The sequence below is a fragment of the Acidovorax sp. NB1 genome (assembly GCF_005405905.1).
Classification (GTDB): domain Bacteria; phylum Pseudomonadota; class Gammaproteobacteria; order Burkholderiales; family Burkholderiaceae_C; genus Acidovorax.
This window is the reverse complement of record NZ_BJHU01000032.1, coordinates 37,050-60,666: the sequence shown is the minus strand read 5'-3', so window position 1 is coordinate 60,666 and position 23,617 is coordinate 37,050. Positions and strand designations below refer to the sequence as shown.

At 68.2% G+C, this 23,617-nt stretch carries 21 protein-coding genes; 7 read left to right on the top strand and 14 right to left on the bottom strand.

The genetic code is table 11. From position 1 onward, the window contains the following. Nucleotides 1-5 precede the first annotated feature (5 nt). Nucleotides 6-2,657, bottom strand: a complete 2,652-nt coding sequence (locus tag AvAM_RS17065) for an EAL domain-containing protein (RefSeq protein WP_137748172.1) — start codon at nt 2,655-2,657, stop codon at nt 6-8. Nucleotides 2,658-2,799: 142 nt separating this feature from the next. Further along, nucleotides 2,800-4,257 carry a signal recognition particle-docking protein FtsY gene (ftsY, locus tag AvAM_RS17060; protein ID WP_171012290.1) on the bottom strand — a complete coding sequence of 486 codons (1,458 nt, stop codon included), beginning with the start codon at nt 4,255-4,257 and terminating at the stop codon, nt 2,800-2,802. Between the two features lie 28 nt (nt 4,258-4,285). On the opposite strand from ftsY, the gene AvAM_RS17050 reads away from it, so the two are divergent. From AvAM_RS17050 to rsmD, 3 genes are read left to right on the top strand one after another with little or no spacing between them, the layout of a single operon-like run. After that, nucleotides 4,286-5,731 carry a pitrilysin family protein gene (locus AvAM_RS17050; RefSeq protein WP_137748171.1) on the top strand — a complete coding sequence of 482 codons (1,446 nt, stop codon included), beginning with the start codon at nt 4,286-4,288 and terminating at the stop codon, nt 5,729-5,731. Nucleotides 5,732-5,752: 21 nt separating this feature from the next. Then, a complete protein-coding gene (locus tag AvAM_RS17045; protein WP_137748170.1) occupies nt 5,753-7,102 on the top strand; it encodes a pitrilysin family protein in 1,350 nt (449 codons plus the stop codon). Beyond that, nucleotides 7,099-7,782, top strand: coding sequence for a 16S rRNA (guanine(966)-N(2))-methyltransferase RsmD (gene rsmD / locus AvAM_RS17040; protein WP_171012288.1), 684 nt, complete (start codon nt 7,099-7,101; stop codon nt 7,780-7,782). The genes AvAM_RS17045 and rsmD overlap by 4 nt, the downstream gene beginning before the upstream one ends. Nucleotides 7,783-7,877: 95 nt before the next feature. On the opposite strand, the gene AvAM_RS17035 is transcribed toward rsmD, so the two are convergent. The 8 genes from AvAM_RS17035 to AvAM_RS16995 form a co-directional block, all read right to left on the bottom strand. Continuing rightward, complete coding sequence (locus tag AvAM_RS17035) at nt 7,878-9,587, bottom strand: DUF4832 domain-containing protein (RefSeq protein ID WP_137748169.1); 1,710 nt, start codon at nt 9,585-9,587, stop codon at nt 7,878-7,880. A 56-nt stretch (nt 9,588-9,643) separates the two neighbouring features. Continuing rightward, nucleotides 9,644-10,075 carry a hypothetical protein gene (locus tag AvAM_RS17030; protein WP_137748168.1) on the bottom strand — a complete coding sequence of 144 codons (432 nt, stop codon included), beginning with the start codon at nt 10,073-10,075 and terminating at the stop codon, nt 9,644-9,646. After that, nucleotides 10,072-10,542, bottom strand: a complete 471-nt coding sequence (locus tag AvAM_RS17025) for a lysozyme inhibitor LprI family protein (protein ID WP_137748167.1) — start codon at nt 10,540-10,542, stop codon at nt 10,072-10,074. Before AvAM_RS17025 ends, AvAM_RS17030 begins: the two co-directional genes overlap by 4 nt. Before the next feature lie 70 nt (nt 10,543-10,612). Continuing rightward, entirely contained in the window at nt 10,613-10,933 is a 321-nt protein-coding gene (locus AvAM_RS17020; RefSeq protein ID WP_137748166.1) for a hypothetical protein, read from the bottom strand. Nucleotides 10,934-10,949: 16 nt separating this feature from the next. Continuing rightward, the gene (locus tag AvAM_RS17015; RefSeq protein WP_137748165.1) at nt 10,950-12,656 is read right to left on the bottom strand and encodes a YgcG family protein; all 1,707 of its coding nucleotides are present in this window, start codon (nt 12,654-12,656) and stop codon (nt 10,950-10,952) included. 201 nt (nt 12,657-12,857) lie between these two features. Beyond that, nucleotides 12,858-14,033, bottom strand: coding sequence for a helix-turn-helix transcriptional regulator (locus tag AvAM_RS17005; RefSeq protein ID WP_212742280.1), 1,176 nt, complete (start codon nt 14,031-14,033; stop codon nt 12,858-12,860). A gap of 168 nt (nt 14,034-14,201) precedes the next feature. Further along, nucleotides 14,202-14,996, bottom strand: coding sequence for a DUF3667 domain-containing protein (locus AvAM_RS17000; RefSeq protein WP_171012287.1), 795 nt, complete (start codon nt 14,994-14,996; stop codon nt 14,202-14,204). Between the two features lie 186 nt (nt 14,997-15,182). Continuing rightward, entirely contained in the window at nt 15,183-16,109 is a 927-nt protein-coding gene (locus tag AvAM_RS16995; RefSeq protein WP_137748162.1) for an IPTL-CTERM sorting domain-containing protein, read from the bottom strand. A gap of 232 nt (nt 16,110-16,341) precedes the next feature. On the opposite strand from AvAM_RS16995, the gene AvAM_RS16990 reads away from it, so the two are divergent. Then, nucleotides 16,342-17,568 carry a helix-turn-helix transcriptional regulator gene (locus tag AvAM_RS16990; RefSeq protein ID WP_249368191.1) on the top strand — a complete coding sequence of 409 codons (1,227 nt, stop codon included), beginning with the start codon at nt 16,342-16,344 and terminating at the stop codon, nt 17,566-17,568. A gap of 183 nt (nt 17,569-17,751) precedes the next feature. Continuing rightward, nucleotides 17,752-18,255 carry a pantetheine-phosphate adenylyltransferase gene (gene coaD, locus AvAM_RS16985; protein ID WP_137748161.1) on the top strand — a complete coding sequence of 168 codons (504 nt, stop codon included), beginning with the start codon at nt 17,752-17,754 and terminating at the stop codon, nt 18,253-18,255. A gap of 88 nt (nt 18,256-18,343) precedes the next feature. On the opposite strand, the gene AvAM_RS16980 is transcribed toward coaD, so the two are convergent. After that, nucleotides 18,344-19,294 carry a LysR family transcriptional regulator gene (locus tag AvAM_RS16980; protein ID WP_137748160.1) on the bottom strand — a complete coding sequence of 317 codons (951 nt, stop codon included), beginning with the start codon at nt 19,292-19,294 and terminating at the stop codon, nt 18,344-18,346. A gap of 236 nt (nt 19,295-19,530) precedes the next feature. On the opposite strand from AvAM_RS16980, the gene lysA reads away from it, so the two are divergent. Next, nucleotides 19,531-20,787: a diaminopimelate decarboxylase gene (lysA, locus tag AvAM_RS16975; RefSeq protein ID WP_137748159.1), complete on the top strand. Its 1,257-nt coding sequence runs from the start codon at nt 19,531-19,533 to the stop codon at nt 20,785-20,787. Between the two features lie 180 nt (nt 20,788-20,967). Next, nucleotides 20,968-21,654, top strand: a complete 687-nt coding sequence (locus AvAM_RS16970) for a long-chain N-acyl amino acid synthase (RefSeq protein ID WP_137748158.1) — start codon at nt 20,968-20,970, stop codon at nt 21,652-21,654. Nucleotides 21,655-21,693: 39 nt separating this feature from the next. On the opposite strand, the gene AvAM_RS16965 is transcribed toward AvAM_RS16970, so the two are convergent. From AvAM_RS16965 to grxC, 3 genes are all read right to left on the bottom strand, one after another. Continuing rightward, nucleotides 21,694-22,707, bottom strand: a complete 1,014-nt coding sequence (locus AvAM_RS16965; protein WP_137748157.1) for an NAD(P)H-dependent glycerol-3-phosphate dehydrogenase — start codon at nt 22,705-22,707, stop codon at nt 21,694-21,696. A 59-nt stretch (nt 22,708-22,766) separates the two neighbouring features. Continuing rightward, nucleotides 22,767-23,225 (bottom strand): protein-export chaperone SecB, encoded by a 459-nt coding sequence (secB, locus tag AvAM_RS16960; protein WP_137748156.1) that lies wholly within the window; start codon nt 23,223-23,225, stop codon nt 22,767-22,769. Between the two features lie 109 nt (nt 23,226-23,334). Further along, complete coding sequence (gene grxC / locus AvAM_RS16955) at nt 23,335-23,595, bottom strand: glutaredoxin 3 (RefSeq protein ID WP_137748155.1); 261 nt, start codon at nt 23,593-23,595, stop codon at nt 23,335-23,337. Nucleotides 23,596-23,617: the final 22 nt, after the last annotated feature.

Here is a 23,617-nt window from a genome sequence, read left to right as displayed (position 1 = left end):
TGGGGTTAGGTGGCCTGCTGCTGCACCTGGCGCTCGAAGTCTTCCAGCGCCAGCGGGCGGCCAAACAGATAGCCCTGGAACGCCCGGCAGCCATGCGACAGCAGAAACTGGTGGTGTTCGGTGGTTTCCACGCCTTCGGCGATCACGTCCAGGCCCAGGGCGCCTGCCAGGCCGATGATGGAGCGCGCAATGGCTGCGTCGCTGGGGTCCAGCAGCACGTCGCGCACAAAACCCTGGTCGATCTTGATCTGGTCGAGCGGCAGGCGTTTGAGGTAGCTGAGCGACGAATAGCCGGTGCCAAAGTCGTCCAGCGAGAAGCCCAGCCCATGGGCCTTGAGGGCCTGCATGGTGGCGATGACGTTGTCCACGTTGTCCAGCAGCAGGCTCTCGGTCAGCTCCAGCTTGATCTGCGCCGGGCTGGCCCCGGTGCTCTGCAGCAGTGCAAGCACCTGTGCCACAAAGTCTTCTTGCAAAAACTGGCGTGCGCTCACGTTGATGGCGAGGCTGAGGTGGGCGAACTGTGGGTTGTGCCGCCAGTGGGCCTGCTGGCGCAGGGCGGTTTCCATGACCCAGTGGCCCAGGGGCAGGATCAGGCCGGATTCTTCGGCCAGCGGGATGAACTCTGCGGGCGAAACCATGCCGTGCACCGGGTGGCGCCAGCGCACCAGGGCCTCGGCGCCGGTGATGTGGCCCTGGCTGTCCACTTGCGGCTGGTAGAGCAGCAGAAACTGCGCCTGGCGCAGGCCGTTGTGCAGCTCGGTCTCCAGCAGCGCGCGGCGGTTCACAGCCTGCTGCATGTCGGGGTCAAAAAAGCGCAGGGTGTTGCGCCCCGCGTCCTTGGCGCGGTACATGGCCATGTCGGCCTGCTTGAGCACTTCGTCCACCGAGTCGCGGTGGTGGCGCAGCAAGGTGGCGCCGATGCTGGCCGAGAAATGGTGCTCGTGCCCGGCCAGGTCATACGGCTGGCGCAGCTGGGCCAGGATCAGCTCGCCCAGGGTGCGGGTCTGGGCGGCGGCCTCGGTGGGGTCGCTGCTCAGGTTCTGCAGCACCACCACAAACTCGTCGCCGCCCAGGCGGGCCACGGTGTCCTGCTCGCGCACGCAACCGCGCAGGCGCTGGGCCACTTCCTTGAGCAGCAGGTCGCCCACCTCATGGCCCCGGGTGTCGTTCAGGGTCTTGAAGTTGTCCAGGTCCACAAACAGCACGGCCGTGGTCAGGCCCGAGCGCGCGCCGCTGACCAGCACCTGCTGCAGCCGGTCCACCAGCAGGCGCCGGTTGGGCAGCTGGGTGAGGGCGTCGTAGAACGCCAGGTAGCGCGCCTCGTCTTCGGCGGCCTTGCGGCCCGAGATGTCGATGTCGATGCAGAACATCTCGGGCGGGTGGCCGGGCACCTGGATGTAGGCGTGGCTGGAGAACACATCCACGGGCGAGCCGTCTTTGCGCTGCAGCTGCAGCTCGCCCGCAGGGATGACCTCGCCCGTCTTGAACATGTGTTCCACATGGCTGCGCACGGCCTCGCGCATGGGTGGGGGGATGATGAGGTCGAGCAGGTTGGCGCCCAGCGCCTCTTCGGCGGTGTAGCCGTAGAGGTGTTCGGAGGCTTTGTTCCAGTAACTGGTGGTGCCGTCTTCCAGGTAGCCCTGCACCGAGATGGATGGGATGTTGCGCAGCAGCGAGCGAAAGCGCAGCTCAGACTCGCGCAGCGCGCTTTCGGCCTGTTTGCGTTTGGTGATGTCGCGGGCCAGGAACACCACGGCGGCCTGGCCACCCACCTTCACGCCCAGGGGCTGGGTGCGCCCCTCGAACTGGCGCAGCCCCGCCTGCGTCTGCATCTCGTACTCGATGGTGTGGGTCTGGCCCGATTGCAGGGTGTCGCGGACCAGGGCCATGAAGCGGTCGGCCTGCTCGGCGGGCAGCACCTCGTGCAGGCGTTTGCCGATGAGCGCGGGCGCGCTGGCGGCCAGCGCCGTGTCGTCGGGCGAGAGCACTTCCACATAGCGCCCCTGCGCGTCCAGCACCAGCAGCACGTCGGGGATGGCCTGGGCGATGGCGTGCAGGCGCGCGGCCGTGCCCGCCAGCGCGTGTTCGGTGGCCATGCGCTCTTCCACATCGCGCAGCAGCAGGCCCAGCACCACGGTGGCGGGGGTGAAGGTCAGCAGATAGGGCAAGGCCAGCGTCTGGTTGATGCGCTGCACGGCCTCGGCAGGCAGCAACTGAAACAGCGCAATCACCGCCGTGTGCAGCAGCAGCCCGAACAGTGCCAGGGTAACGGGCTCCACACCCAGTCGCCCCCGTGCACGCCCCTCGCGGTAGACCAGGCCCATCACGGTGCACAGGGCAATCACCATCAGGCCCACCTCGGCGCCCGCGCCGCCCAGCCACAGGCGCCCCGTGGCCGCCATGGCCGCCGCGATGCAGGCCACCAGCGGCCCGCCAAACAGCCCCGCCATGCTGAGCACGACCGAGCGCGCATCAAAAATCACGCCGGGCATGAGCACCACCGGGGTGAGCATGCCCACCACGCAGATGCCGCCAAAGATCAGCCCCGAAAAAGCCTGCCCCACCAGCGGTCGGTGGCGCCACAGGCGGATGTTGAAGCCATGCAGAAAACACAGCGCCAACAGCAAGGCAACGCCTTTGACCAGCTCAATGAACATGGGCCTCCGTGCTTTTACTTGGGAAGGCCCATCATGGGGGAATTGTTGCGATCCGTAAACGTGAAAATGGCCCCAGATGGGGCCATTTGATGTCAAACCAGGCCCAGAAAGGCCACCTGCCGGGGGGCAGTTGAAAGCGGCTTCAGGCCAACAAGGCCTGGGCAAACTCCCGGGCGCTGAAGGTTTCCAGGTCTTCGAGCTTTTCGCCCACGCCGATGAAGTACACGGGGATGGGGCGCTCCTGCGCAATGGCGGCCAGCACGCCGCCCTTGGCCGTGCCGTCGAGCTTGGTCACGATCAGGCCGGTGAGCTGCAGCGCGTCGTCGAAGGCGCGCACCTGCGCCAGCGCGTTCTGGCCGGTGTTGCCGTCGATCACCAGCAGCACCTCGTGCGGGGCGGTGGCGTCGGCCTTGGTCACCACGCGGCGGATCTTTTTCAGCTCTTCCATCAGGTGCAGCTGCGTGGGCAGGCGGCCGGCGGTGTCCACCAGCACCACGTCCTTGCCGCGCGCCTTGCCAGCGGTCACGGCATCAAAGCTCACGGCGGCAGGGTCGCCGCCTTCCTGGCTCACGATCTCGACCGTGTTGCGGTCGGCCCACACCCCGAGCTGCTCGCGCGCAGCGGCGCGGAATGTGTCGGCTGCGGCCAGCAGCACGGCGGCGCCTTCGCCCGCCAGGTGCTTGGTGAGCTTGCCAATCGACGTGGTCTTGCCCGCGCCATTGACGCCCGCCACCATGATCACAGTGGGCGTGTGCTCGCCAATCACCAGGCTTTTTTCGAGCGGGCGCAGCAGGTCGGCCAGCGCGTCGGCCAGCAGGCCCTTGACAGCGGCGGGGTCGGTGGCCTTGGCCTCCTTCACGCGGCGCTTGAGGTCGGCCAGCAGGTGGGCCGTGGCCTTGACGCCGGTGTCAGCCATCAGCAGGGCCTCTTCCAGCTCTTCATACAGCGCATCGTCGATCTGCGTGCCGGTGAACACGGTGGCAATGCTGCTGCCGGTCTTGCGCAGCCCCGCCTTGAGGCGGTCCAGCCAGCCCTTGCGCTCGGCCGCCACGGGGGCCGGGGTGGCGGGGGCGGCCGGGGCAGTCGCTTGGGCTACAGGCTGAGGCACGGGGGCAGGGGCGGGTGCCACCGGTGCCGGGGGCGCAACGGGGGTGGGCGCAGCCACAGGGCCTGGGGGCGCGACCGGCGCTGCCACGGGCGCGGCAGCGGGGGGTACTACAGGTGTTGTGGGGGCGACAGGTGCCGCAGCAACGGGCGGAACCACAGGCGCCGCAACGGGGGCCGCTGCAGGCACCGGGGCGGGCGCTGCAACAGGTGCCGCGACAGGCACTGCAACAGGCGCCTGCTGCGGCGTGGCCTCGGGCTCAGCGGTCTTGGCTGCGAAGGGGTTGCGTAGCCAGCCAAAACCCGTTGGAGCAGGTGCGGCCACGGGGGCCGGGGCGGCGGCAGGGGGGGGGGCGGGCAGCGGGGGCGCTGCAGGCGTGGGCGTGGGAGCAGCGGGCGCCGGGGCGTCTACCGGCGAGGCCGGGGCGGGCACGTCGGCGAGGGCGGGGGCATCGGCCGGGGGCGGGGCGGGTTTTTTCTTGAAGAAACTGAACATTGGAGGGTTCTTAGAATCACTCCATTCTATGAAACGCGCTTTCAACCTCCTGGGCCTCATGGCCTGCCTTTCGTGCGGGGCTGCCTTTGCGGCAACGCCACCGGTGTCTTCCACCCCTGCCGCAACCGCTGCTGCGGCGCCTTCCACGGCGTCTGGCGCGCAGCAGTTCACGCTGAAAAACGGCATGCAGCTCATCGTGCAGCCTGATCGGCGCGCGCCCACGGCGGTGCACATGGTCTGGGTGCGCGTGGGCTCCATGGACGAGGTGGACGGCGTGACCGGTGTGGCCCATGTGCTGGAGCACATGCTGTTCAAGGGCACCAAAACGCTGCAGCCGGGCGAGTTCTCGCGCCGTGTGGCGGCCCTGGGCGGGCGCGAAAACGCCTTCACCAGCCGCGACTACACCGGCTACTACCAGCAGATTCCGTCCCACCGGCTTGAAGACGTGATGAAGCTCGAATCGGACCGCTTTGCCAACAACCAGTGGCCCGATGAGGAGTTCAAGAAAGAGATCGAGGTCGTCAAGGAAGAGCGCCGCCTGCGCACCGAAGACCAGCCCCGCGCCATGCTGGCGGAGCAGCTGTTTGCCACCACCTTCATCGCCGCGCCCTACCGCCGCCCCATCGTGGGCTGGATGAGCGACCTGGACGCGATGACCCCCGACGACGTGCGTGCCTTCTACCGCCAGTGGTACACGCCCACCAACGCCGCCGTGGTGGTGGCGGGCGATGTGGACGTGGCCCAGGTGCGCGCGCTGGCCGAGAAGTACTACGGCAGCCTGCCCACCCATGCGCTGCCCGCGCGCAAGCCGCGCCTGGAGCCCGCGCAGAAGGGCCTGCGCCGCATCGCCGTCAAGGCACCGGCCGAGCAGGCCTATGTGGCGCTGGCCTTTCGCGCGCCCAGCCTGCGCCGGGTGGAGAGCCTCACCGATGACGACCGCGATGCGCTGGCGCTCATGGTGCTGTCGGCCGTGTTCAACGGCTACGACGGCGCACGGCTGGACCGCGCACTCACGCAGGGCGCAGACCGCGTGGCCGACAGTGCCAGCAGCGGTGCGATGGTGACGGGGCGCGGCCCCAGCCTGTTCATGCTCAGCGGCGTTCCCGCCGCAGGCAAGACCGCCCAGCAGGTCGAAGATGCGCTGCGCGCCGAGGTCGCCCGCGTGGCCCGTGATGGCGTGAGCGAGGCCGAGCTGACCCGCGTGAAAACGCAATGGATCGCCTCCACCGTGTACGAGCGCGACTCGGTGATGAGCCAGGCGCAGGAGTTGGGTGGCAACTGGGTGCAGGGTTTTCCGCTGGATGCGCAAGAGCGCCTGCTGGCGCTGTTGCGCACCGTGACGCCCGCCCAGGTGCAGGCCGTGGCCGCCAAATATTTTGGTGACGACCAGCTCACCGTGGCCACGCTGCTGCCCCAGCCGCTGGACGCCCCCCGCCCCCGCGCGCAGCCCGCGCCCGGTGCGGCCCGCCACTGAAACCGATTTGCGCACTCACCCATGATTACTATTAAAAAGATAGCTGTTCGCGCTTTACTAGCGGGCGCAGGAGCCGCTTTTTATTCACATTCTGCCTGGGCACTGCTGCCCATCCAGCACTGGACCGAGGGGAGCGGTGCCAAGGTGTACCTGGTCGAAAGCCCCGTCATCCCCATGGTGGACGTGCAGATCGACTTTGACGCCGGCACCCGCCGTGACCCGGCCGGCCAGTCGGGCCTGGCCAGCGCCGTGGCCATGATGGCCAGCAAGGGCGTGAAGGCGCTGGGCAACGCCCCCGCGCTGGACGAAAACGGCCTGGGCGAGGCCTGGGCCGACCTGGGCGCCAACTTCGAGGCCGCTGCCGACAACGACGCGCTGCACTACACCCTGCGTTCGCTCACCGACCCGCCTCTGCTCGACCAGGCCGCCCGCCTGGCCGCGCGCCAGATCGGCGAGCCCAGCTGGCCCGCCGATGTGTGGCCGCGTGATCGCGCGCGCTGGAGCGCCAGCATCAAGGAGTCGCTCACCCGCCCCTCCACCGTGGCCGCGCACGCGTTTGGCGCCGCCGTGTACGGCAGCCACCCCTATGGCGTGCGCACCACCGAAGAGACCCTGGCGCGCATCAACGTGGCCGACATGCAGGCCTTCCACAGCCAGCACATCGCAGCCTGCCGCGCCAAGGTCAGCATCGTGGGTGCCGTGACGCGTGCCCAGGCGCAGACGCTGGTCGCCACGCTGCTGTCGCGCCTGCCCGCCAGCACCGGCTGCGCACCGCTGCCGCCCGTGGGCGAGATCGCTGCGCTCACGGCCCCGGCCGAGCAGAACATCCCCTTCACTTCGGCCCAGGCCCATGTGCTGATCGGCCAGCCCGGCTTTCAGCGCCGCGACCCGGACTTTGTGCCGCTGCTGGTGGGCAACCACATCCTGGGCGGCGGCGGTTTTGTCTCGCGCCTGACCAGCGAGGTGCGTGAAAAGCGCGGGCTTTCGTACAGCGTTTACAGCTACTTCGCCTCGGGCCTGCACGCAGGCGCCTTCACCGTGGGCTTGCAGACGCGACCCGACCAGGCGGCGCAGGCGGTGCAGGTGTCGCGCGACGTGATTGCCCGTTTTGTGGCCGAAGGCCCCACCGAGGCCGAACTGCGTGCCGCCAAGGACAACCTCATCGGCGGCTTTGCGCTGCGCATCGACAGCAACAAGAAGCTCTTGGGCAACGTGGCCAACATCGCCTGGAACGATCTGCCGCTCGACTACCTGGACCAGTGGACGAAGAAGGTCGAAGCCCTGACGGTGGCCGATGTGCGCACCGCCATGGCCAAAAAGCTGCAGCCCGACCGCATGGTGACCGTGGTGGTGGGGGGCAAGCAGCCATGAGCCGTTCCACCCTGCGCGGCAGCGCCATCACCGCCGAAATCCGCAAGGCCCAGGCCGCCGCCGCTGCGGCCCCCGTGGCCCCCAAAAAAGGCGCCAAAGACAAACCCGCCGCTGCCGCCGCCCCCAAGGGCGCGGGCGAAATCCGCATCATCGGCGGGCAATGGAAGCGCACCCGCCTGTCCGTGGCCCAGCGCCCCGGCCTGCGCCCCACGCCCGACCGTGTGCGCGAAACCCTGTTCAACTGGCTGGGCCAGGACTTGGCGGGCTGGCGCTGTCTGGACGCGTTTGCGGGCACGGGCGCGCTGGGGCTCGAAGCCGCCTCGCGCGGCGCCGTATCGGTGCTGCTGGTGGAAAACGATGCAGCCCTGGTCGCCCAGCTGCAGGTGCTGCAGGCCAAGCTGCAGGCCAGCGCCGTGCGCGTGCAGCGCGGCGATGGCGTGTCTGCACTGAAGCAGGCCGCACCCGCCAGCCTGGACCTGGTGCTGCTGGACCCGCCATTCGATGGCCCGTTTTTTGAACCCGCACTGCAGGCCGCCGCCCAGGCCGTGGCGGCCGGGGGCTTCATCTACCTCGAAGCGCCCCGCGCGTGGGCGGATGAGGAACTGGCAAAACATGGCCTGGTGCTGTACCGGCACCTCAAGGCCGGTGCGGTGCACGCGCATCTGCTGCAGCGCGGCTGATACAGCCCGGCGAATCCAGCCCGGCCAAAACAGCCGGGCCCACAGGCGGCTGATGGGCGGCTGACACAGGGCTGTCCTGCAGCCGCCTTCTCCCTCTACTTCCTCAGTGTTGCCAGCCGCGCGCTGCCGTCGGCTTCAATACCCTGCATGTTCCAGCGCAGCGTTTGCGCCAGCCCTGCCAGCGCGGGTTGGCGCACCCAGGCCAGGTGCACCGTGTAGTCGCCTGCGGGCAGGCTGGGCGGGGTCCAGGTGGTGCTGATCTGCGCGGGCTGGCCCGGCAGAACGGCGCGCGCCTGCGTGGTGCTCAGCAGCACCTGCTGGTCCACCACCTGGTCTGTGGCGTTGCGCAGCTGGGCCTGCAGCTGCCAGGGCGCATACAGCGGCGCATTGCCGGTGTTGTCCACGCGCAGCTGCAGCTGCACCGTGGTGGCCGACACAGGGGTGACGCTGATGGGCCCCAGCGCAAAGCGGTAACCCGCCTCGCGCCCCACGGCGGCCAGGTGGGCCTGCTCGCTGGCCGAGAAGCTGGCCCAGGGCGCGTTCAGGTTGCCATTGCCCACGGTGGACACATGGAAGTCGCGCACCTGCTGCAGCGCCGTGGCGGCGTTGGTCTGCGCCTCGCCGGGGCCAAAGGGGCAGAACTCTGCCACCCAGGGCGCGGTTTTCCAGCGGTCCACAATCAGTGCCCAGTCGGCCGGGCGGTTGGTCCACTGGTTCATGTAGCCCGACTGGGCCAGGCAGTCCCAGCGCAGGCCCACGGGCAGTGTGGTGGTGGTTTGCTGGAAGAGCCCGTACTGCAGCGCATCGAGGTTGGAGTAGGGGATGAACATCGCGTGCTGCGCGTGCGGGAACACGTCGAAGTGCATCTGCGCGATGCTGCGCTTGGTGGTGCTGGTGGCTGCCTCAATGCCCTGCGCCTGCAGGGCCGGGGTGTAGACCACGTTGGTGCTGCTCTGCGCCCATTCGCCGTACTGGCCATACAGGCCCACGTCGATCCAGGCGAGGTCGGAGGTGTCGCCCAGCGCCGCTGCCACCGCCTGCAGCAGGGCCTGCATGCGGGCCAGCACGTAGGGGTGGTTCCAGTTGGGGACCAGCGTGGGCGGGGTGGGTGGCACGGTGGCGGGCATGGGGGCCGCCCACACGCAGGCCGGGTTGGGGCTGGAACATTCGGGGCGCGCCGTGCCTGCGCCATAGAGGTAGGTGGGCACGTCCAGCGTCTCGGTGCCATAGCCGCGCATGGCCTGGAGGCGGAACGCAAACTGCTGCCCCGCCGCCCGCGCGGCGTCGCGTGCCGCCACCAGGCTGCTCAGGGTGTACTGGCCCGGCGTGGCGCCTTCCAGCTCGTTCCAGCGGTAGCGCTGGAAGGCGGCCAGCGGCGGCGCCGAATCGCCCAGCGGCACGGCGGCCGGGTTGGCACGCCAGCGGTGGTAGCCCCGGCCGGGGTTGGGTGTGAGGTCGCTGGCGATGGGCAGGGGCGCGAGTGTGGAGTTGACCGACACCACCGTCCAGCCCGGACTGGCGGGCGCAGGGCTGGGTGCGGGCGTTGGCGACGGTGATGGCGCAGGCGTTGGAAAGGGCGCAGGTGCCGAAGGCGATGTCGGCAAAGGCGCCACCGGCGGGTTGCCCGGCTGCGGCGTGGGCGAAGGGGGCGGGGCGGGTGTGGTGGTGTTGCCCGGCAGGGGCGCAAGCGCAGGTGCATCTGCCGTGTGGGTGTCGCTGCCGCCACAGGCTGACGCCAGCAAGGCGGCCGCCAGGGCCGAGAGCCGCGCCATGCGGGCCGGGTGCAGGGTGCTGAGGGGTGTCATGGGCGGCTTTCTTGAATGAAATTCGGCCTTTGCGCGCGTCTGGTAAGCGCTGATTGCTATTGTTTTTGATGTGACCCGCCGGTGCCGGTGCCGGAGGCGAGGGGCTCCGCCATCACGGCCAGGCGCAGCGCGCCTCCTTCGAGCGTGTAGGTGAAGGTGTAGTGGCCTGGCGCCAGCGTGGCCTGGCCCCCGGGGAAAGACTGGTCGGTGACATGGGTGAGCTGGCGCTGGCCGATCTGGATGCGGGTCTTGCGGTAGTGCGCCAGCGTGGCGGGCAGTGCGTGCCAGCGGCTGGTGTCGCCGGGCAGCAGCGGGCCCAGGTCCACATCGGTGCCCTGCTGCGGCAGGCCCTGCCAGACATGGGTGAAGGCTTCCTGACTGTCGTTGCGGATGCGCAGCCATACCTTGTCCGATCGGGCCTGGCTCAGCGAGGGCGCCAGCGCTGCGGCCAGCCACGGCAGCGCTTGCACGATACGGCGGCGCATCATGGCGAATCCTTCAGGCTATCCAGGTCGTTGGTGAGCGCGCACACGCGGGTGCGTCGGCGCTCCAGTGCCGCACCGCCAATGTTCAGCGCGGCCGAGCTGCCCTGTTCGGCAAACACGGCGCTGTCCCACTGGCCCTGGGCGGTGTCAAACGCGAGCCAGGCACGCTGGGCGGCCCGCAGGGTGTCGCGGCGGCCGGGGCCAGCGGCTTTCAGTACCTGGGCGTAGATGCGGTTCAGCTCCTTGTCCCACGCGGCGTAGGCGGCGTTCTGGGCGTCGATCAGGTCCACCGTCACGCCACCGCTGCGCTCGGAGGCGGCGCCCAGGGCCTTGTCGATGGGGTGTGCCGTGCGCTGGCCGCAGAAATGTTCGGCGGCGTGGGCGCCCTGCGTGCCGGAGGCCAGCAGCATGAATGCGGTCAGCAGCGCAGGGGCGGCGCGGCGCCGGGGTGGGGGGAGGTGGTGGTGCATGGGGGTGTGTCCCTCTGTGTCTTTCTTGCTGGCGTGATTTCTTCAGTCTTTGAGATGCGGAGCAGCCCACTCATGCCCCCACCCACAGCAGCGCCACCAGGGTGGACAGCAGCGCCAGCACGGTGAAGGCCGCCACCGCACCGCCGCTGGCGGCCGCCACGCTGGCCACGGTGGACCATCCGCGTGCCTGGCACCAGTGCGCCAGGTGGCGGGCCAGCCACAGCGCGGCGAGCCAGCCCAGCACCAGCAACACGGCCAGGGTGCCCAGCAGCTGTCCGCCCTGCGCGGAGTTCATGCCGTTGCTGCCCAGCAGTGCGGTGAACATGAAGAACAGCGCGGGCAGCAGGTTGGCGGCGCCCGCCAGGAGCATGGTGAAGGTGGTGGCGGACATGCGGTGGGCCAGCGCCTTACTCCGTGACGGCGTAGCTCAGCACGTCCAGCGACTGCGTGTCCTTGGGGTTCCACGACAGGAAGTCCGAGCGTGCGATGACGGTGTAGGTCTTGCCCTGCACCAGCTTGCCGCCGGGCATCATGGCCTCGGTGCGCGGATCGACGTAGAGCATGGTGGTCAGGCCCTCGGCGCTGCGCATCAGCACGGCCTTCTTGCCATCCTTCAACTTGGACTCGGTCACGTACGCGCTCTTGACGCCCGTGGGCGGGTTCAGGTTTTCCACGGTGCCCGACAGGCGGGTGATCTTCTGCCAGGTCTTGCTGTCCTGTGGCTTGACGGACTTGCCGCTTTCTGCCGCGTCGGCCTTGTGCAGGTCGCCCAGCGAGTTGTAGGCAATGGTCCAGTCGGCATGGCGGGTATCGCGGCGGATGTGGTCGGCTGCGAGCATCAGGTTTTCCGTCCAGCCGCCGCAGGCGTTTTTCTTCTTGCACAGCGCCCAGGCTGTGTTCATCCAGCGCTTGAGCTGCTCGGCCTTGTCGTGGCCGCGCATCTCCAGCGCCACGCCCGCGCCCAGCACGGCGGCGGCCTGGTTCTGCTCGGGCGCCACCACCAGCACGGCGCCGTTGCCCACGTCGAGCTTGCCCACGCGCAGCTGGCGCATCATGGCGTGGGCATAGTCCTCGGCGCTCTTGCCGCCCAGGTCCTTCACGAGCAGGGTGACGATCTCCACGCCCGTCTTCTGCGCATGCTCGTACATCTGCTTTTCAAACTGCGCGCGGATGGCCGGGTCCAGGATGCCGAACTCGTCGTAGATGAACTGCGTGCCTTTGGACGGGATGGCGGCCATGTCGGCCTTGGGCAGGGTTTCGGCGGCTGCAGCTGCCAGGGCCGGGGCTGGCGCCTTGGCCGCAAGGGGGGCTGGCGTGGGGATGGGCGCAGCCGTGGGTGCCGGGGCCTTGGCCACCGGGGTGGCAGGTGTCTGCGTTGGCGATGGCGCAGCAGGTGCCGCCGCCGCAGTGCGCACCGGCAGCCCGCCGGAGCACTGCGGCCCGCCGCCCTGCAGTTCGCACGCTTCCTTCCAGCCCGCCTCGATGGCGGCCAGGCGCTTTCTGCGGCCGGGGTGGGTTTCGCCGTCCTTCTCGGGGATCAGCGTGGCGATGGCGCGCTGGGCGTCGGCCAGCGGCGCGCCCATCTTGTAGAGCACAAAGCCGCTGAACTTGTCAGACTCCAGCTCGATGGGCGGCTGGCTGCCGCCGGGCACGATGGTGTGGCCCGAGAGGTGGTGCCCGATCTCGTGCGCCATGATGCTCACAGGCGCCCAGTTGTTGGACTTGGTGGCCTCGATCACCTGGCCCATGAAGGCGGGGTTGTAGGCAATCACGCGGCGCGGCACCTGGTCGGGCCCTTGCATGATCACGGCTGCCGCGTTGGGCACCTTGCCCTCCACCACCACAAAGTTGGCGGGCAGGCCGGTGTATTTCATGATCTCGGCCACCACCTGCTTGCCGGTGCCGCCGCCCTTGGACAGGTCGGGCGGCGAAAACGCCAGCGGGCTGCCGTCGTACGAGCAGGCCTGCAGCGTGGCGGCCAGGTCGGCCACCAGTTGGGCCTTGCTGGGTTTGGCCACGGCGGCCGTCTTCTGGGCCATGGCCAGGCCGCCCACGGCCAGGCCCAGCATGGTGGCGCAGGCAAAGGCCACAGGGCGAACATTGCGGTGTTTCATGGGTGCAGGTTCCTCAGGTTGGATCGGTGAATTCAGGGGGCTGCTGCGCCGTGCGTCGCCCAGGGACGTCGATACGGGCGCGCCCCAGGCGAGGGCGGCCGAGCAAGGGCCGCCCCGCAGTGAGGGCCGCGTCCCCCTGCCCGCATGGCGTAGCCATGCGAGAGCGGGGGGAAGGCGCCGAAGGCGACTCAGGGGGGTGTCTCATGCCGCCACCAAGGCCGCCACGCGCAGCACGCGCTGGGCCAGCTCGGCCTGGCCCCGGGTGCCGGTCTTGGCATACAGGCTGGCGAGCTGCGAGCGCACGGTGGGCATCTTCACTTGGCGGGTGTCGGCCATTTCGCGCGGTGTCATGCCCTGCAGCAGCAGGGGCAGCAGGGCCGCTTCGGCGGGGGTGAGGCCGTAGAGCGCGCTGCACACCGACACGGTGGCGCCTGCGTGGGGCGGGGTTTCGGGCACCAGGATGAACTGGGCCAGTGCCTCGCCGGTGGCAGGGGTCGTACCGCCGCGCAGGGGTGCGGCAAGGGCCACCAGCGTAGCGGGGGCACCGGGGTGCTGGGGCTGCAGGCGGGCGGAGACAGGTGTCTGCGTGCTCAGGCTGGCGCCCAGCAGCGGCACCAGCGCGGGGTGGATCTGAGCCAGTTGCTGCGGCTGGCGCGCCTGCCAGCCTGTGGCGCTGTGCAGCAGGATGCGGCAGGCGTCTTCAATGCCCAGCCAGGCGCGCGCGTGCTCGTTCAGGTAGCGCAGCTCGCCCCGGCGGTTTACATGCATCACGCCCAGGGGCAGCTGGTCCAGCGTGCGCTCCAGCGCGCTGGTATGGCGCTGGGCCTGCTGCAGCCGCCGCTGGGCGCGCATGAGACTGCGCACCCAGGGCGTGGCGGCGCGCAGGCGGGCGAATTGTTCGGGCGTGAACTCGCTCTGGCCCAGATCGTTGTACATCGCCAGCACATGCATGCCCACTTCGGGCGAGGTTTCGACAATGCTGTTGACCATGGCATCAATGCCCAGGGGCCGCAGGTAGTCGGCATAAAACGCGCCCCTGCGCAGTGCCGAGGTGCTGACCAGCTGCTGGCTCAGCGAGCCGCCACGCGCCAGCGCCGCGCCCTGCTGGCGCTCCAGCGCCTCGCTCCAGGCGTCGCAGCCCTGGATGAGGTTGGCGTAGCGCGCCAGAAAATCGTCGGGCATGCCCCATTGGTAGGCGGCCAGCGGGTCGTCCGAGCCGGGCAGGGGGCAGAACAGCACCACCTTGTGGCTGCCCAGCGCCTCGCCCAGGCGGCGCAGCAGGCGCTCCACCATGCCGGGCTCGCCCAGGGCCTCCAGGCTTTCGGCCATCAAGGCCTCAAAGCCCGGGATTCCAAGGTGCTGCCCCAGATGCTGCATATTCCGCTCCTGACCGGCCAAGGCGGCCTCCTTTTCGCTGAATGGGTTGAACTGCGGCGGATCGTAGGTGCGTTGCCGCCAGGGCAACATCATTCAGGTGAAGGATGTGGTGGCACTCCGACACACAATCGTGAACTGGTTCACATTTTTCAGCGGGCGCCGGGTGGCTCATCCGCCCATCTGCCAGAGCACCAGCTCCACCACGCCCCGGGCATAGAGCTGCGTGGCCTGCCACTTGAGCCCGGCAAACAGCGCCCCGGCCAGCAGCAGCCAGCCCGCGTCGCGGCGCAGGTCCAGCAGAAAGAACTGGCGCAGCGCCAGCATGAACATCAGCGTCTGCAGCGCCGTCATGTACCAGGGCGACCACTGCTTGTGCCACTTGAGCAGCTCCGGCGAGTGCGCCAGCACCAGCGGCAGCTGGTTCACCATCTGCAGCGCAATGAACACCGCCTGGCAGTACAGCGCGAGCGCCAGCAGCTCGGCCAGGTTGTAGCCGCGCCGGCGGAACACCAGCCAAGTGCTGGCAAACACTGCCACCGCCCCCAGCGAAAACGACCACTTCGAGTACCCGGTGACGAGTGCATACATGCGCTGCGCGGCCTCGCTGGGCAGCTCGGGCCGCAGGTAGTCGGTGTGCCCCAGCACGATGAGCAAAAAGCCGATGGACAGGAACAGCAGCGTGAGCGGGTGCGGGTGGTCCTTGCGCTGCCCCAGCACATACTCGCGCGCCATGGTGCCCGGCTGCGGCAACACCCGCAGCGCATTGCGGATGGTGCTCCATTCAAACCAGCGGAACCGCTCCCAGGCCTCCTTGCGCACCATGCGGGTGCCCATGCGCGCCGCCTTCTTCTGCCCGCAGTGCGCGCAGTAGTGGCCGCCCAGAGGCGCCCCGCAGTTGAGGCAGGCGGCCGTGTCGAACACGGCGTCGCTGATGGGGGTGGAGGTAGCGGGTGCAGAGGTCACGGGTGGGCCATACCAAGCGGCAAAAGGGCTGCGGATGGTAGGCCGCGAGCCCGTCCGTGCCATTGTTCAGGTGAACGATGTGGCGTGGACGCCTCGGATGCTGCTGTGGTGGCAATTGCATTCCACCATTGCTATGTTTTGTATAGCTTTCAGCGATTGAGGGGTGCGCGCAGAGCGCCTGAAGCACTACAGATTTTTTCTGCGGCGCAGTGTCGCCATGCCCCACGCAGCCGCCGCCAGCGACATCAGGATCAGGCCCCATTCGCTGAGCGTGGGGATGGACGTTGCACCACCGGGGGCAGGGGGCGCGGCGACGCAGGCGGCGTGCCATGGGGTACTGCCGGTGGCGGTGTCCCAGGCCACACTGGCTGAAGGAGTGAGGTTGTTGGGGCACAGGGAGGAGTTGCCAGCGGTCAGCGTGGCGGGTGGTGCAGGCACGGCTCCCGTCAGTTGGTTGTTGCGGGCTACCAGTTGAAGGAGGTTCGCAGGGAGCGCGGGAATGCTGCCCGTGAGATTGTTGTCTCGGAACGACAGGCGCTCCAGGTTGGGCGCACCCCCCAGTGCCGGAACGGCGCCTGTGAGCTGGTTCTGGTGGACCCAGAAGTTCCGCAGCGCGGGCAGGCCGACCAATGCGGGAATGGCGCCGGTGAACTGGTTGTTGAAAGCGTAGTAGGCATCCAACACGGCCAAGTTGGAGGGTGAAGGCAGAGCCCCGGTCAGTTGGTTGGCCGATACATCAAAGGTGACGAGCGCAGAGAGGCTGGAGATGGCGGGCACGGTGCCTGAAAGCGTATTGGTGGCCAGGCCGATTTGCTCCAGGTCTGGAAGTGCTGACCAGTCAGGGATCGTCCCCACCAGGTTGTTGCTGGGCAGATTCAACCGGGTCACGGTGTTTTGCCCTGCATCGCAAACGATGCCGTGCCAGGTGCACTCTGTGCCGGGGGCTCCGTTCCAGTTGGTGCTGGTTGTCCAGCCTGCGCCGTTGGTGGCGACGTAAAAATCCAGCAGGTATTGCCGCTGGGGCGCTGGCACGGCGGCCTGGGCTGCGGTGGTGGCGAGTGCGGCGGATGCCAGCGCAATGCGCAGCAAAAGGCGGGAACAAGGCAGTTTCATATGAATGCGTGAACGTTGGAAAGTAGCGATAGATATCGCTGGAGAGTCCCGTCACCATGGGGCTGGAGCAGGCGCTGTGGCGGGAATTTAGGGCGGGTAGGGGGTGCCGCACATCCTCTGCCTGAAGGAGGAAAAGCGCTGCCTGTGCCCGGACGCAACACGTCGTTCACATGACGGATGATGTGCAGAAGCGTTGCCCCTAACATCCGCTGTTTTTTCTGAAAGGCCCCCGTTGCACCACGCGCTGGGTGATCTGCTGGAATCCGTTGCCGACGATGCGCGTTGGGGTGACGCGCTGGCCCGCTACGCCGCCAGTTTTGGCGCGGACCTGCTGGGAGGCGCGTTCCTGGCCTGCGACATGGACCAGTTGGCGCAATGGGGGGCGGAGTTTGCCGTGCATCCCGATGTGGACTACTGGTTGCAGTCGCCCTCCAGCGATGGCACCCCGGCGCTCTTGGCCATGGGCGTGACGCCCGAGGCCGCGCAGCGCTACGCCACACACTACCGCCTGCGAGACCCTCTGTGGGACGAAGCCACGGCGCAGCGTGCACGACTGGGGGTGGCGGCTGGCGTCTGGGTGGCTACAGATGCACCGGTGCAGGCCACCCGCGGGTTTCGCCACACCGAGATCTACAACGACTTCTTGCGTGAATACGGTATCGGCACCCGCATGTTTGGTGGCAGCCAGGGCACAGCGCACCCCGTGGCTAACCTGTTTATGTCGGTGTATCGCCAAGGCGATGGTGAGGGCTTCACGCGCGAGGAGGTAGCCCGCTTTCAGGCCGAGTTTGGCGGCGTACAGCGTGCGGCCTACCTGCACCGCGAGATGGTGGCTTTGCGTGCGCGCACCTTGGGTCTGGAGTCGTTGATGGAGCAGATGCCCATGGGTCTGCTTTTTTTTGACACGGCAGGACGGCTGCTGCACGCCAATGCCCGTGCCCGCGTGCTCAGTGCCCGGCCTGAAAGCGTGGCACTGCGCACGCTGCAGCGTGGTCCGGTGCTGGCCAGCACGGCCGATGCGGCGCTGCATATGCTGTTCCAGCAGTCGCTGCAAGGGCGCAGCGGCTGTGTGGAACTACCGGGCGCAGATGCCGGACTGCTGCTGGTGACCCTGCCGCTCAGCGACCTGGCCGCGCTGGGTCTGCACCACCGCGCTCCTGGTGTCGCCTGGGCGGTGCTGGAGCGCAGTCTGGGCGCAGAAGCGGCCGTGGCCCTGGCCCGTCAGGCCTACCGACTGAGCCCGTCAGAGTCGGACTTGCTGCTGGCCCTGATGCGTGGCCAAACGCCGCAGGACTTTGCCGATGCACGCGGCTCCCGTATATCGACCGTGCGCACCCAGATGAGCGCCTTGTTGGCCAAGACCCGTACCCAGCGGCAGCAGGACCTGGTGGCGTTGGTGGCCCGGCTCATGCTGCTTGCGCCGGGACAGGCGTCCCTGCAAGGAGTTCCCGTGGTCTGACGGTGGGCGGTGTGAGCGAGCCCGCCGGTTCTGCTCGGGTGCGCAGGTCTTGGCATCAGGCTGGGCGGAGCCGTGCGTGGCATGGGGCCCTGCAGGTTTATGTTGCACTGCACTGCATAATGCGCGCACGCGGCCCGGCAGATGGGGCCGACGAACATTCCGCCATACAGGAGACAACCAGCCATGGCCCAGAACGTGCTCGCCGTGTACCCCGGAACCTTTGACCCCATCACCCTGGGGCATGAAGACGTGGTGCGCAGGGCCACCCAGTTGTTCGAACGCGTGATCGTGGCCGTGGCGGCAGGCCACCACAAGAAGGCCATGTTCTCGCTGGAAGAGCGGATCGACATGGTCCGCGAGGCCGTGAAGATGTATCCCCAGGTGCAGGTCGAGCCCTTCTCGGGCCTGCTGCGCGACTTTGTGGTGGAGCGTGGCGGCAAAGCCATGGTGCGTGGCCTGCGCGCCGTGACCGACTTTGACTACGAGTTCCAGCTCGCGGGCATGAACCGCAGCCTGATGCCCCAGGTGGAAACCGTGTTCCTCACCCCCAGCGACAAGTACCAGTTCATCAGCAGCACCTTTGTGCGCGAGATCGCGGTGCTGGGCGGGGAGGTGACCAAGTTCGTGTCGCCCTCGGTGGAGGAGCGGCTCGCGGTCAAGGTGCGCAGCCTGGCAGCGCCGGGCTGACCCGCTCAGCGGGTGGTGGCCCGATTTCATACAAGAAAATGGCCGTTTCCGCGCGATGGTAAAAGGTTTATTGCTATATAAATAATAGCTAATGATCCTGATGTACCAAGCGCTGTGCAATGGCGGCGGCTTCGGCCCGCAGGGCCTCCAGCATGGGCGCCACCTCGGGCAGGGGCGGGCGGTACAGCGGCAGCAGCGCCGTCACGCTGAACGGGATTGAAAATGCCAGGGGCCGCAGCACCAACCGCTCGCTGGCGGCGGCCAGGGCCGTCACCGGGTTGACGATGGCCACGCCCAGACCCTGCTGCACCATGGCGCAGACGGCGGCGGCGCTGTGGGTTTCCATGCGCAGGGTGCGGGCCACCCCGGCCTCGGCAAAACGCGCGTCGATCAGGCGTCGGTAGGGGTCGTCGGCCGACAGGCTCACAAAATACTCACCGGCAAAGTCCGCCAGCTGCAGCACGGGTTGCCGGGCCAGCGGGTGGCTGGTGGGCAGCACGGCCACCTCGTCGAGCGTGAGCAGCACCTCGGCGTGGGTGCCGGGCGGGGCGCTGGTTTGCTCGCACAGGCCCAGGTCAAAGCGCTGGGCGCTCATCCATTCTTCGAGCAGCGGCGACTCCTGCGGCGTGACCGACAGGCGCGCCTGCGGGTGGTGCTGCATCAGCCGCGCCGCCGCGCCGGGCAGCAAGGCGTGCGCCAGCGCGGGCAGGCACAGCACCGAGAGCTGCACGGCGTCGGGCCGGCCCAGCGCTACGGCCCGGTCCACCACACGCTCCAGCCCCTGCCAGGAGCGCTGCACCTCGTCCCACAGCGCCAGCGCCCGCGCGTTGGGGCGCAGGCGGCCCTGCACGCGCTCGAAGAGGGCATAGCCCAGCAGCGACTCCAGCCGCGCCAGCTCGCGGCTCACGGTGGGCTGCGAGCTGTGCAGCAGGTCGGCCGCGCCGGTGGCGCTGCCTGCGGTCATCACGGCGCGGAAGACCTCGATATGGCGGTGGGTGATGCGGTGGGTGGTACGGTGATTCAGTGGGGGCTCGGTCATGCCAGTCATGTGCGAAGCATATCCATATTGAATGGATGGCGTAAATCAAAGCATTCGACTGAATACGCGGATGGCGGCATCATCCGCGCATCGTTCACGCTTAGAGCGGCTAACAAAACTCTTCTGGCGTCGTTGCTGTGTCTTGTCGTACTGCTCGTACTGCCTGCGACACAGCGCCTAGCCAGAACCGCTTCGCTGAGTTTTGTTAGCCGCTCTTAGTACCCTTGGAGCCTCCCATGTCCAACCCCTTTTCCCCCGCCCAGCTCTGGGCCCTGGCCGACCAGTTCGGCACCCCGCTGTGGGTGTATGACGCGGCGACCATCCGCCAGCGCATCGCGCAGGTGTCCAACTTCGAGACCATCCGCTTTGCCCAAAAGGCCTGCTCCAACATCCACATCCTGAAGCTCATGCGCGAGCAGGGCGTGAAGGTGGATGCCGTCTCGCGTGGCGAGATCCTGCGTGCGCTGGCCGCGGGCTATGTGGTGGGCGGTGAGCCGTCGGAGATCGTCTTCACCGCCGACCTGTTCGACGCCGCCACGCTCGACTGCGTGGTGGAGCACGGCGTGCCGGTCAACGCAGGCTCCATCGACATGCTGCACCAGCTGGGCGCGCGTTCGCCGGGCCATGCGGTGTGGCTGCGCATCAACCCCGGCTTTGGCCACGGCCACAGCAACAAGACCAACACGGGCGGCGAGCACAGCAAGCACGGCATCTGGCACACCGACCTGCCTGCGGCGCTGGCCGCGATCAAGCAGCACGGCCTGAAGCTGGTGGGCCTGCACATGCACATTGGCTCGGGCGTGGACTACAGCCACCTGCAGGAAGTGTGCGGCGCCATGGTCAACCTGGTGCGCACGGCGCATGCAGCGGGGCATGACCTGCACGCCATCTCGGCCGGTGGTGGCCTGTCCATCCCCTACCGCAGCGGCGACCCGGTGGTCGATACGCAGCACTACCACGGCCTGTGGGATGCCGCGCGCCAGCAGGCCGAGGCCATCGTGGGCCACAAGCTCGGCCTGGAGATCGAGCCCGGCCGCTTCCTGGTGGCCGAATCCGGCGTGCTGCTGGGCCAGGTGCGCGCCAGCAAGAACGCGGGCAGCAACCACTTTGTGCTGGTCGATACCGGCTTCAACGAACTCATGCGCCCGTCCATGTACGGCAGTTACCACGCGATGAGCGTGCTGCGCCGCGACGGCTCCACGGCGGCCGCGCAACCCACGGTGGTGGCGGGCCCGCTGTGCGAATCGGGCGACGTGTTCACCCAGGGCGACGGCGGCGTGGTGCTGCCGCGCGACCTGCCCGCCGCGCAGGTGGGTGACCTGCTGGTGATCCACGACACGGGCGCGTACGGTGCCAGCATGTCCTCCAACTACAACACGCGGCCCTTGATTGCCGAGGTGCTGGTGGACGGCGGCCAGGCCCGCCTGATCCGCCGCCGCCAGACGGTGGACGAGCTGCTGGCGCTGGAGCTGGGGCTGGGGCTGGGGCTGTAAGGCGCGGCTGGGGGCCGCCGGGGCGGCTCTGCCTTGCCATTGGCGAATGTGGTGCCACCGTTGGTCGGGAGCCGCCCCCGCCACTGATGCCGGTGTTGCGGGATGCGGCTACGCTGGCTGCTTGCCGCGCTCCAGGCCCGTCGTTTGCTGGGGCGCCAGTTCCCGTCATCCGAGCCTGTCATGCCCGCAGAAGAGCAGACCATCGTCGAGCTGGCCTACCCCGGCGAATACCTGAGCCGCCTGGGCCAGGCGGAAACCAAGACCTGCAAGATCCGCCTCTCGCGCAAGGGCCAGGGCCTGCTGGCGCGCATGTATGCCAGCCGAGGCTACAACATGCAGGCCACTTTGTCGCACGACTGCGACATGAGCAGCCTGGTGGTGCAGATCGACGGGCAGGCCCAGGGCACGATCTCGGTCCGCATGGACGACGGCTACCTCGCCGCCGAAGAGCATTACCCCGAATACATTGCCGCGCTGCGCCTGCGGGGTGCGCGTATCTGCGAAATGGGCAAGCTCGCCATGGACCCGGGCGTGCGCTCCAAGCATGTGCTGGGCGCCATTTTTCACATTGCGTGGATCACGGCATTCCGCGCCCGGCGTGCCACCGATCTGGTCATCGAAGTGAATCCGCGCCATGCCCCGTTCTACCGGCGCATGCTGCGTTTTGACCTGCTGGGGCCAGAGCGCATGTGCGAGCGGGTGGGCGCACCGGCCGTGCTGTTGCACATCAGCGCAGAAAAGGGGCGCAGCCTGATCCAGCAGTTCGGCGGGCAGCCGCAGCTGTCGAGCGAGGAGCGCAGCTTTTACCCCTATTTCTTCCATCCCGACGATGAAGAGGGGCTGCTGCGGCGCCTGTCGGTGGGATAAAGCTTGTGATGGGCCCCCAGTTCGGCCGGGGGCCAGGGGTCAGAGTTCGCCCCGGGGGCCGCGCCCCATGAGCTGGGCCACGGCCTCGGCGGGTTGCAGGCGGCCGTCGAGCAGGGCCACGGCGGCTTCGGCGATGGGCATGTCCACGCCCAGGGTCTGCGCCCGCTGCACCACGGTGCGGGCGCTGTAGACGCCTTCGGCCACATGGCCCAGTGATTCCACCGCCTGCGCCAGCGTCTGGCCCTGGGCCAGCAGCATGCCCACGCGCCGGTTGCGCGAGAGGTCGCCAGTGGCGGTCAGCACCAGGTCGCCCAGGCCGGACAGGCCCATGAAGGTGTCGGGCCGTGCGCCCAGCGCCAGGCCCAGGCGGGTCATCTCGGCCAGGCCGCGCGTGACGAGCGCGGCGCGGGCGTTCAGCCCCAGCGCCAGCCCGTCGCACAGGCCGGTGGCAATGGCCAGCACGTTTTTCACCGCACCGCCCACTTCCACGCCCACGATGTCCTCGTTGGCATACACGCGCACGCTGGGGCTGTGGAAGGCGGCGACCAGCGCATCGCGCACGGCAGCGTGGGGGCTGGCGGCCACCAGGGCCGTGGGCTGGCCCAGTGCCACCTCTTGCGCAAAACTGGGGCCGCTGAACACGCCTGCTATTAAATCAGGAGCTACTTGCGCTTGCACCTCGTGCGCCAGCAGCCCAAAAGACGCTGACTCCGCACCGGCAGACACCGCTTCGAAACCCTTGCACAGCCAGGCCACGGGTGCCGTGCACCCGCGCAGCGCCTGCAACATGCCGCGCAGCGCTGCCATGGGCGTGGCCACGATGACGAGGTCGGCGCCTGGCAGCAGCATGCTGAAGTCGCCATCGGCCACGGTGAGGGAAGGGGGGAGGGCAATGCCCGGCAGGTAGCGGGCGTTTTCTGACTGGGCGCGCATGCTTTGCGCCTGGGCCGCATCGCGGGCCCAGAGGGTGACCGCGTGCCCGGCAGGGTGCTGGGCCGCGCTCATGGCCACCGCAGAACCCCAGGCGCCAGCGCCTAGTACTATGATTTTCATAGCTGCTTGCGCTTATGTATCAGGCGGTAGAGGCCAAAAAAGCCTCTCAACGCTGATGGTTACTGCGTGATGATGGGCGAGGCTTGGCCGGCGGCCTGCGCTTGCTGCTGTTCGTACATGGCCTGGAAGTTGATTTCGGCCAGGTGCACGGGTGGGAAGCCAGCGCGGTTGATCACGTCGGCCACGTTGCCACGCAGGTAGGGGTACACGATCTGAGGGCAGGCGATGCCCATGATGGGGCCCATCTGGTCTTCCGGCACGTTGCGGATTTCGAAGATGCCGGCCTGCTTGGCCTCGACCAGGAACACGGTCTTGTCCTTGATCTTGGTCTGCACCGTGGCCGTCACGGCCACTTCGAAGATGCCTTCGGCCACGGGGGTGGCTTCCACGCCGAGCTGGATGTCCACGCTGGGCTGCTCTTGCTCGATCAGGATGGCGGGGGAGTTGGGTTGCTCCAGCGACATGTCCTTGAGGTAGACGCGCTGGATTTGGAACACGGGGTTTTCTTGGTCGGCCATGGTGAAGTCTCTTTGCTCTTACGAAATTGCTAGCAAAACAAAACCCGCCGGGGAGCAGCTCCCGCAGCGGGCACATGGGGCTGCATTATGCAGCGCCCGGGGGGCCGGGTCAGGCGGCGCCCAGCAGGGGCATCAGCCCGCCACGGCTGTCCAGAGCCACAAGGTCGTCATGCCCGCCCACATGGGTGTCGCCGATGTAGATCTGCGGCACCGTGCGGCGGCCGGTGATCTCCATCATGTGGCTGCGCGCGGCGGGGTCGGTGTCGATACGGATCTCTTCGATCTGCTCCACGCCCTTGGACTTGAGGATCTGCTTGGCCCGGATGCAGTAGGGGCAGACGGCGGTGGTGTACATCTTCACGGGTTGCATGGCGAACCTTCCTCTTTCTTCC

Coding starts and splice junctions, on each gene's coding strand:
- AvAM_RS17065 (WP_137748172.1), bottom strand. CDS start 2,657: ATGTTCATTGAGCTGGTCAAAGGCGTTGCCTTGCTGTTGGCGCTGTGT.
- ftsY (WP_171012290.1), bottom strand. CDS start 4,257: ATGTTCAGTTTCTTCAAGAAAAAACCCGCCCCGCCCCCGGCCGATGCC.
- AvAM_RS17050 (WP_137748171.1), top strand. CDS start 4,286: ATGAAACGCGCTTTCAACCTCCTGGGCCTCATGGCCTGCCTTTCGTGC.
- AvAM_RS17045 (WP_137748170.1), top strand. CDS start 5,753: ATGATTACTATTAAAAAGATAGCTGTTCGCGCTTTACTAGCGGGCGCA.
- rsmD (WP_171012288.1), top strand. CDS start 7,099: ATGAGCCGTTCCACCCTGCGCGGCAGCGCCATCACCGCCGAAATCCGC.
- AvAM_RS17035 (WP_137748169.1), bottom strand. CDS start 9,587: ATGACACCCCTCAGCACCCTGCACCCGGCCCGCATGGCGCGGCTCTCG.
- AvAM_RS17030 (WP_137748168.1), bottom strand. CDS start 10,075: ATGATGCGCCGCCGTATCGTGCAAGCGCTGCCGTGGCTGGCCGCAGCG.
- AvAM_RS17025 (WP_137748167.1), bottom strand. CDS start 10,542: ATGCACCACCACCTCCCCCCACCCCGGCGCCGCGCCGCCCCTGCGCTG.
- AvAM_RS17020 (WP_137748166.1), bottom strand. CDS start 10,933: ATGTCCGCCACCACCTTCACCATGCTCCTGGCGGGCGCCGCCAACCTG.
- AvAM_RS17015 (WP_137748165.1), bottom strand. CDS start 12,656: ATGAAACACCGCAATGTTCGCCCTGTGGCCTTTGCCTGCGCCACCATG.
- AvAM_RS17005 (WP_212742280.1), bottom strand. CDS start 14,033: ATGCAGCATCTGGGGCAGCACCTTGGAATCCCGGGCTTTGAGGCCTTG.
- AvAM_RS16995 (WP_137748162.1), bottom strand. CDS start 16,109: ATGAAACTGCCTTGTTCCCGCCTTTTGCTGCGCATTGCGCTGGCATCC.
- coaD (WP_137748161.1), top strand. CDS start 17,752: ATGGCCCAGAACGTGCTCGCCGTGTACCCCGGAACCTTTGACCCCATC.
- AvAM_RS16980 (WP_137748160.1), bottom strand. CDS start 19,294: ATGACCGAGCCCCCACTGAATCACCGTACCACCCACCGCATCACCCAC.
- lysA (WP_137748159.1), top strand. CDS start 19,531: ATGTCCAACCCCTTTTCCCCCGCCCAGCTCTGGGCCCTGGCCGACCAG.
- AvAM_RS16970 (WP_137748158.1), top strand. CDS start 20,968: ATGCCCGCAGAAGAGCAGACCATCGTCGAGCTGGCCTACCCCGGCGAA.
- AvAM_RS16965 (WP_137748157.1), bottom strand. CDS start 22,707: ATGAAAATCATAGTACTAGGCGCTGGCGCCTGGGGTTCTGCGGTGGCC.
- secB (WP_137748156.1), bottom strand. CDS start 23,225: ATGGCCGACCAAGAAAACCCCGTGTTCCAAATCCAGCGCGTCTACCTC.
- grxC (WP_137748155.1), bottom strand. CDS start 23,595: ATGCAACCCGTGAAGATGTACACCACCGCCGTCTGCCCCTACTGCATC.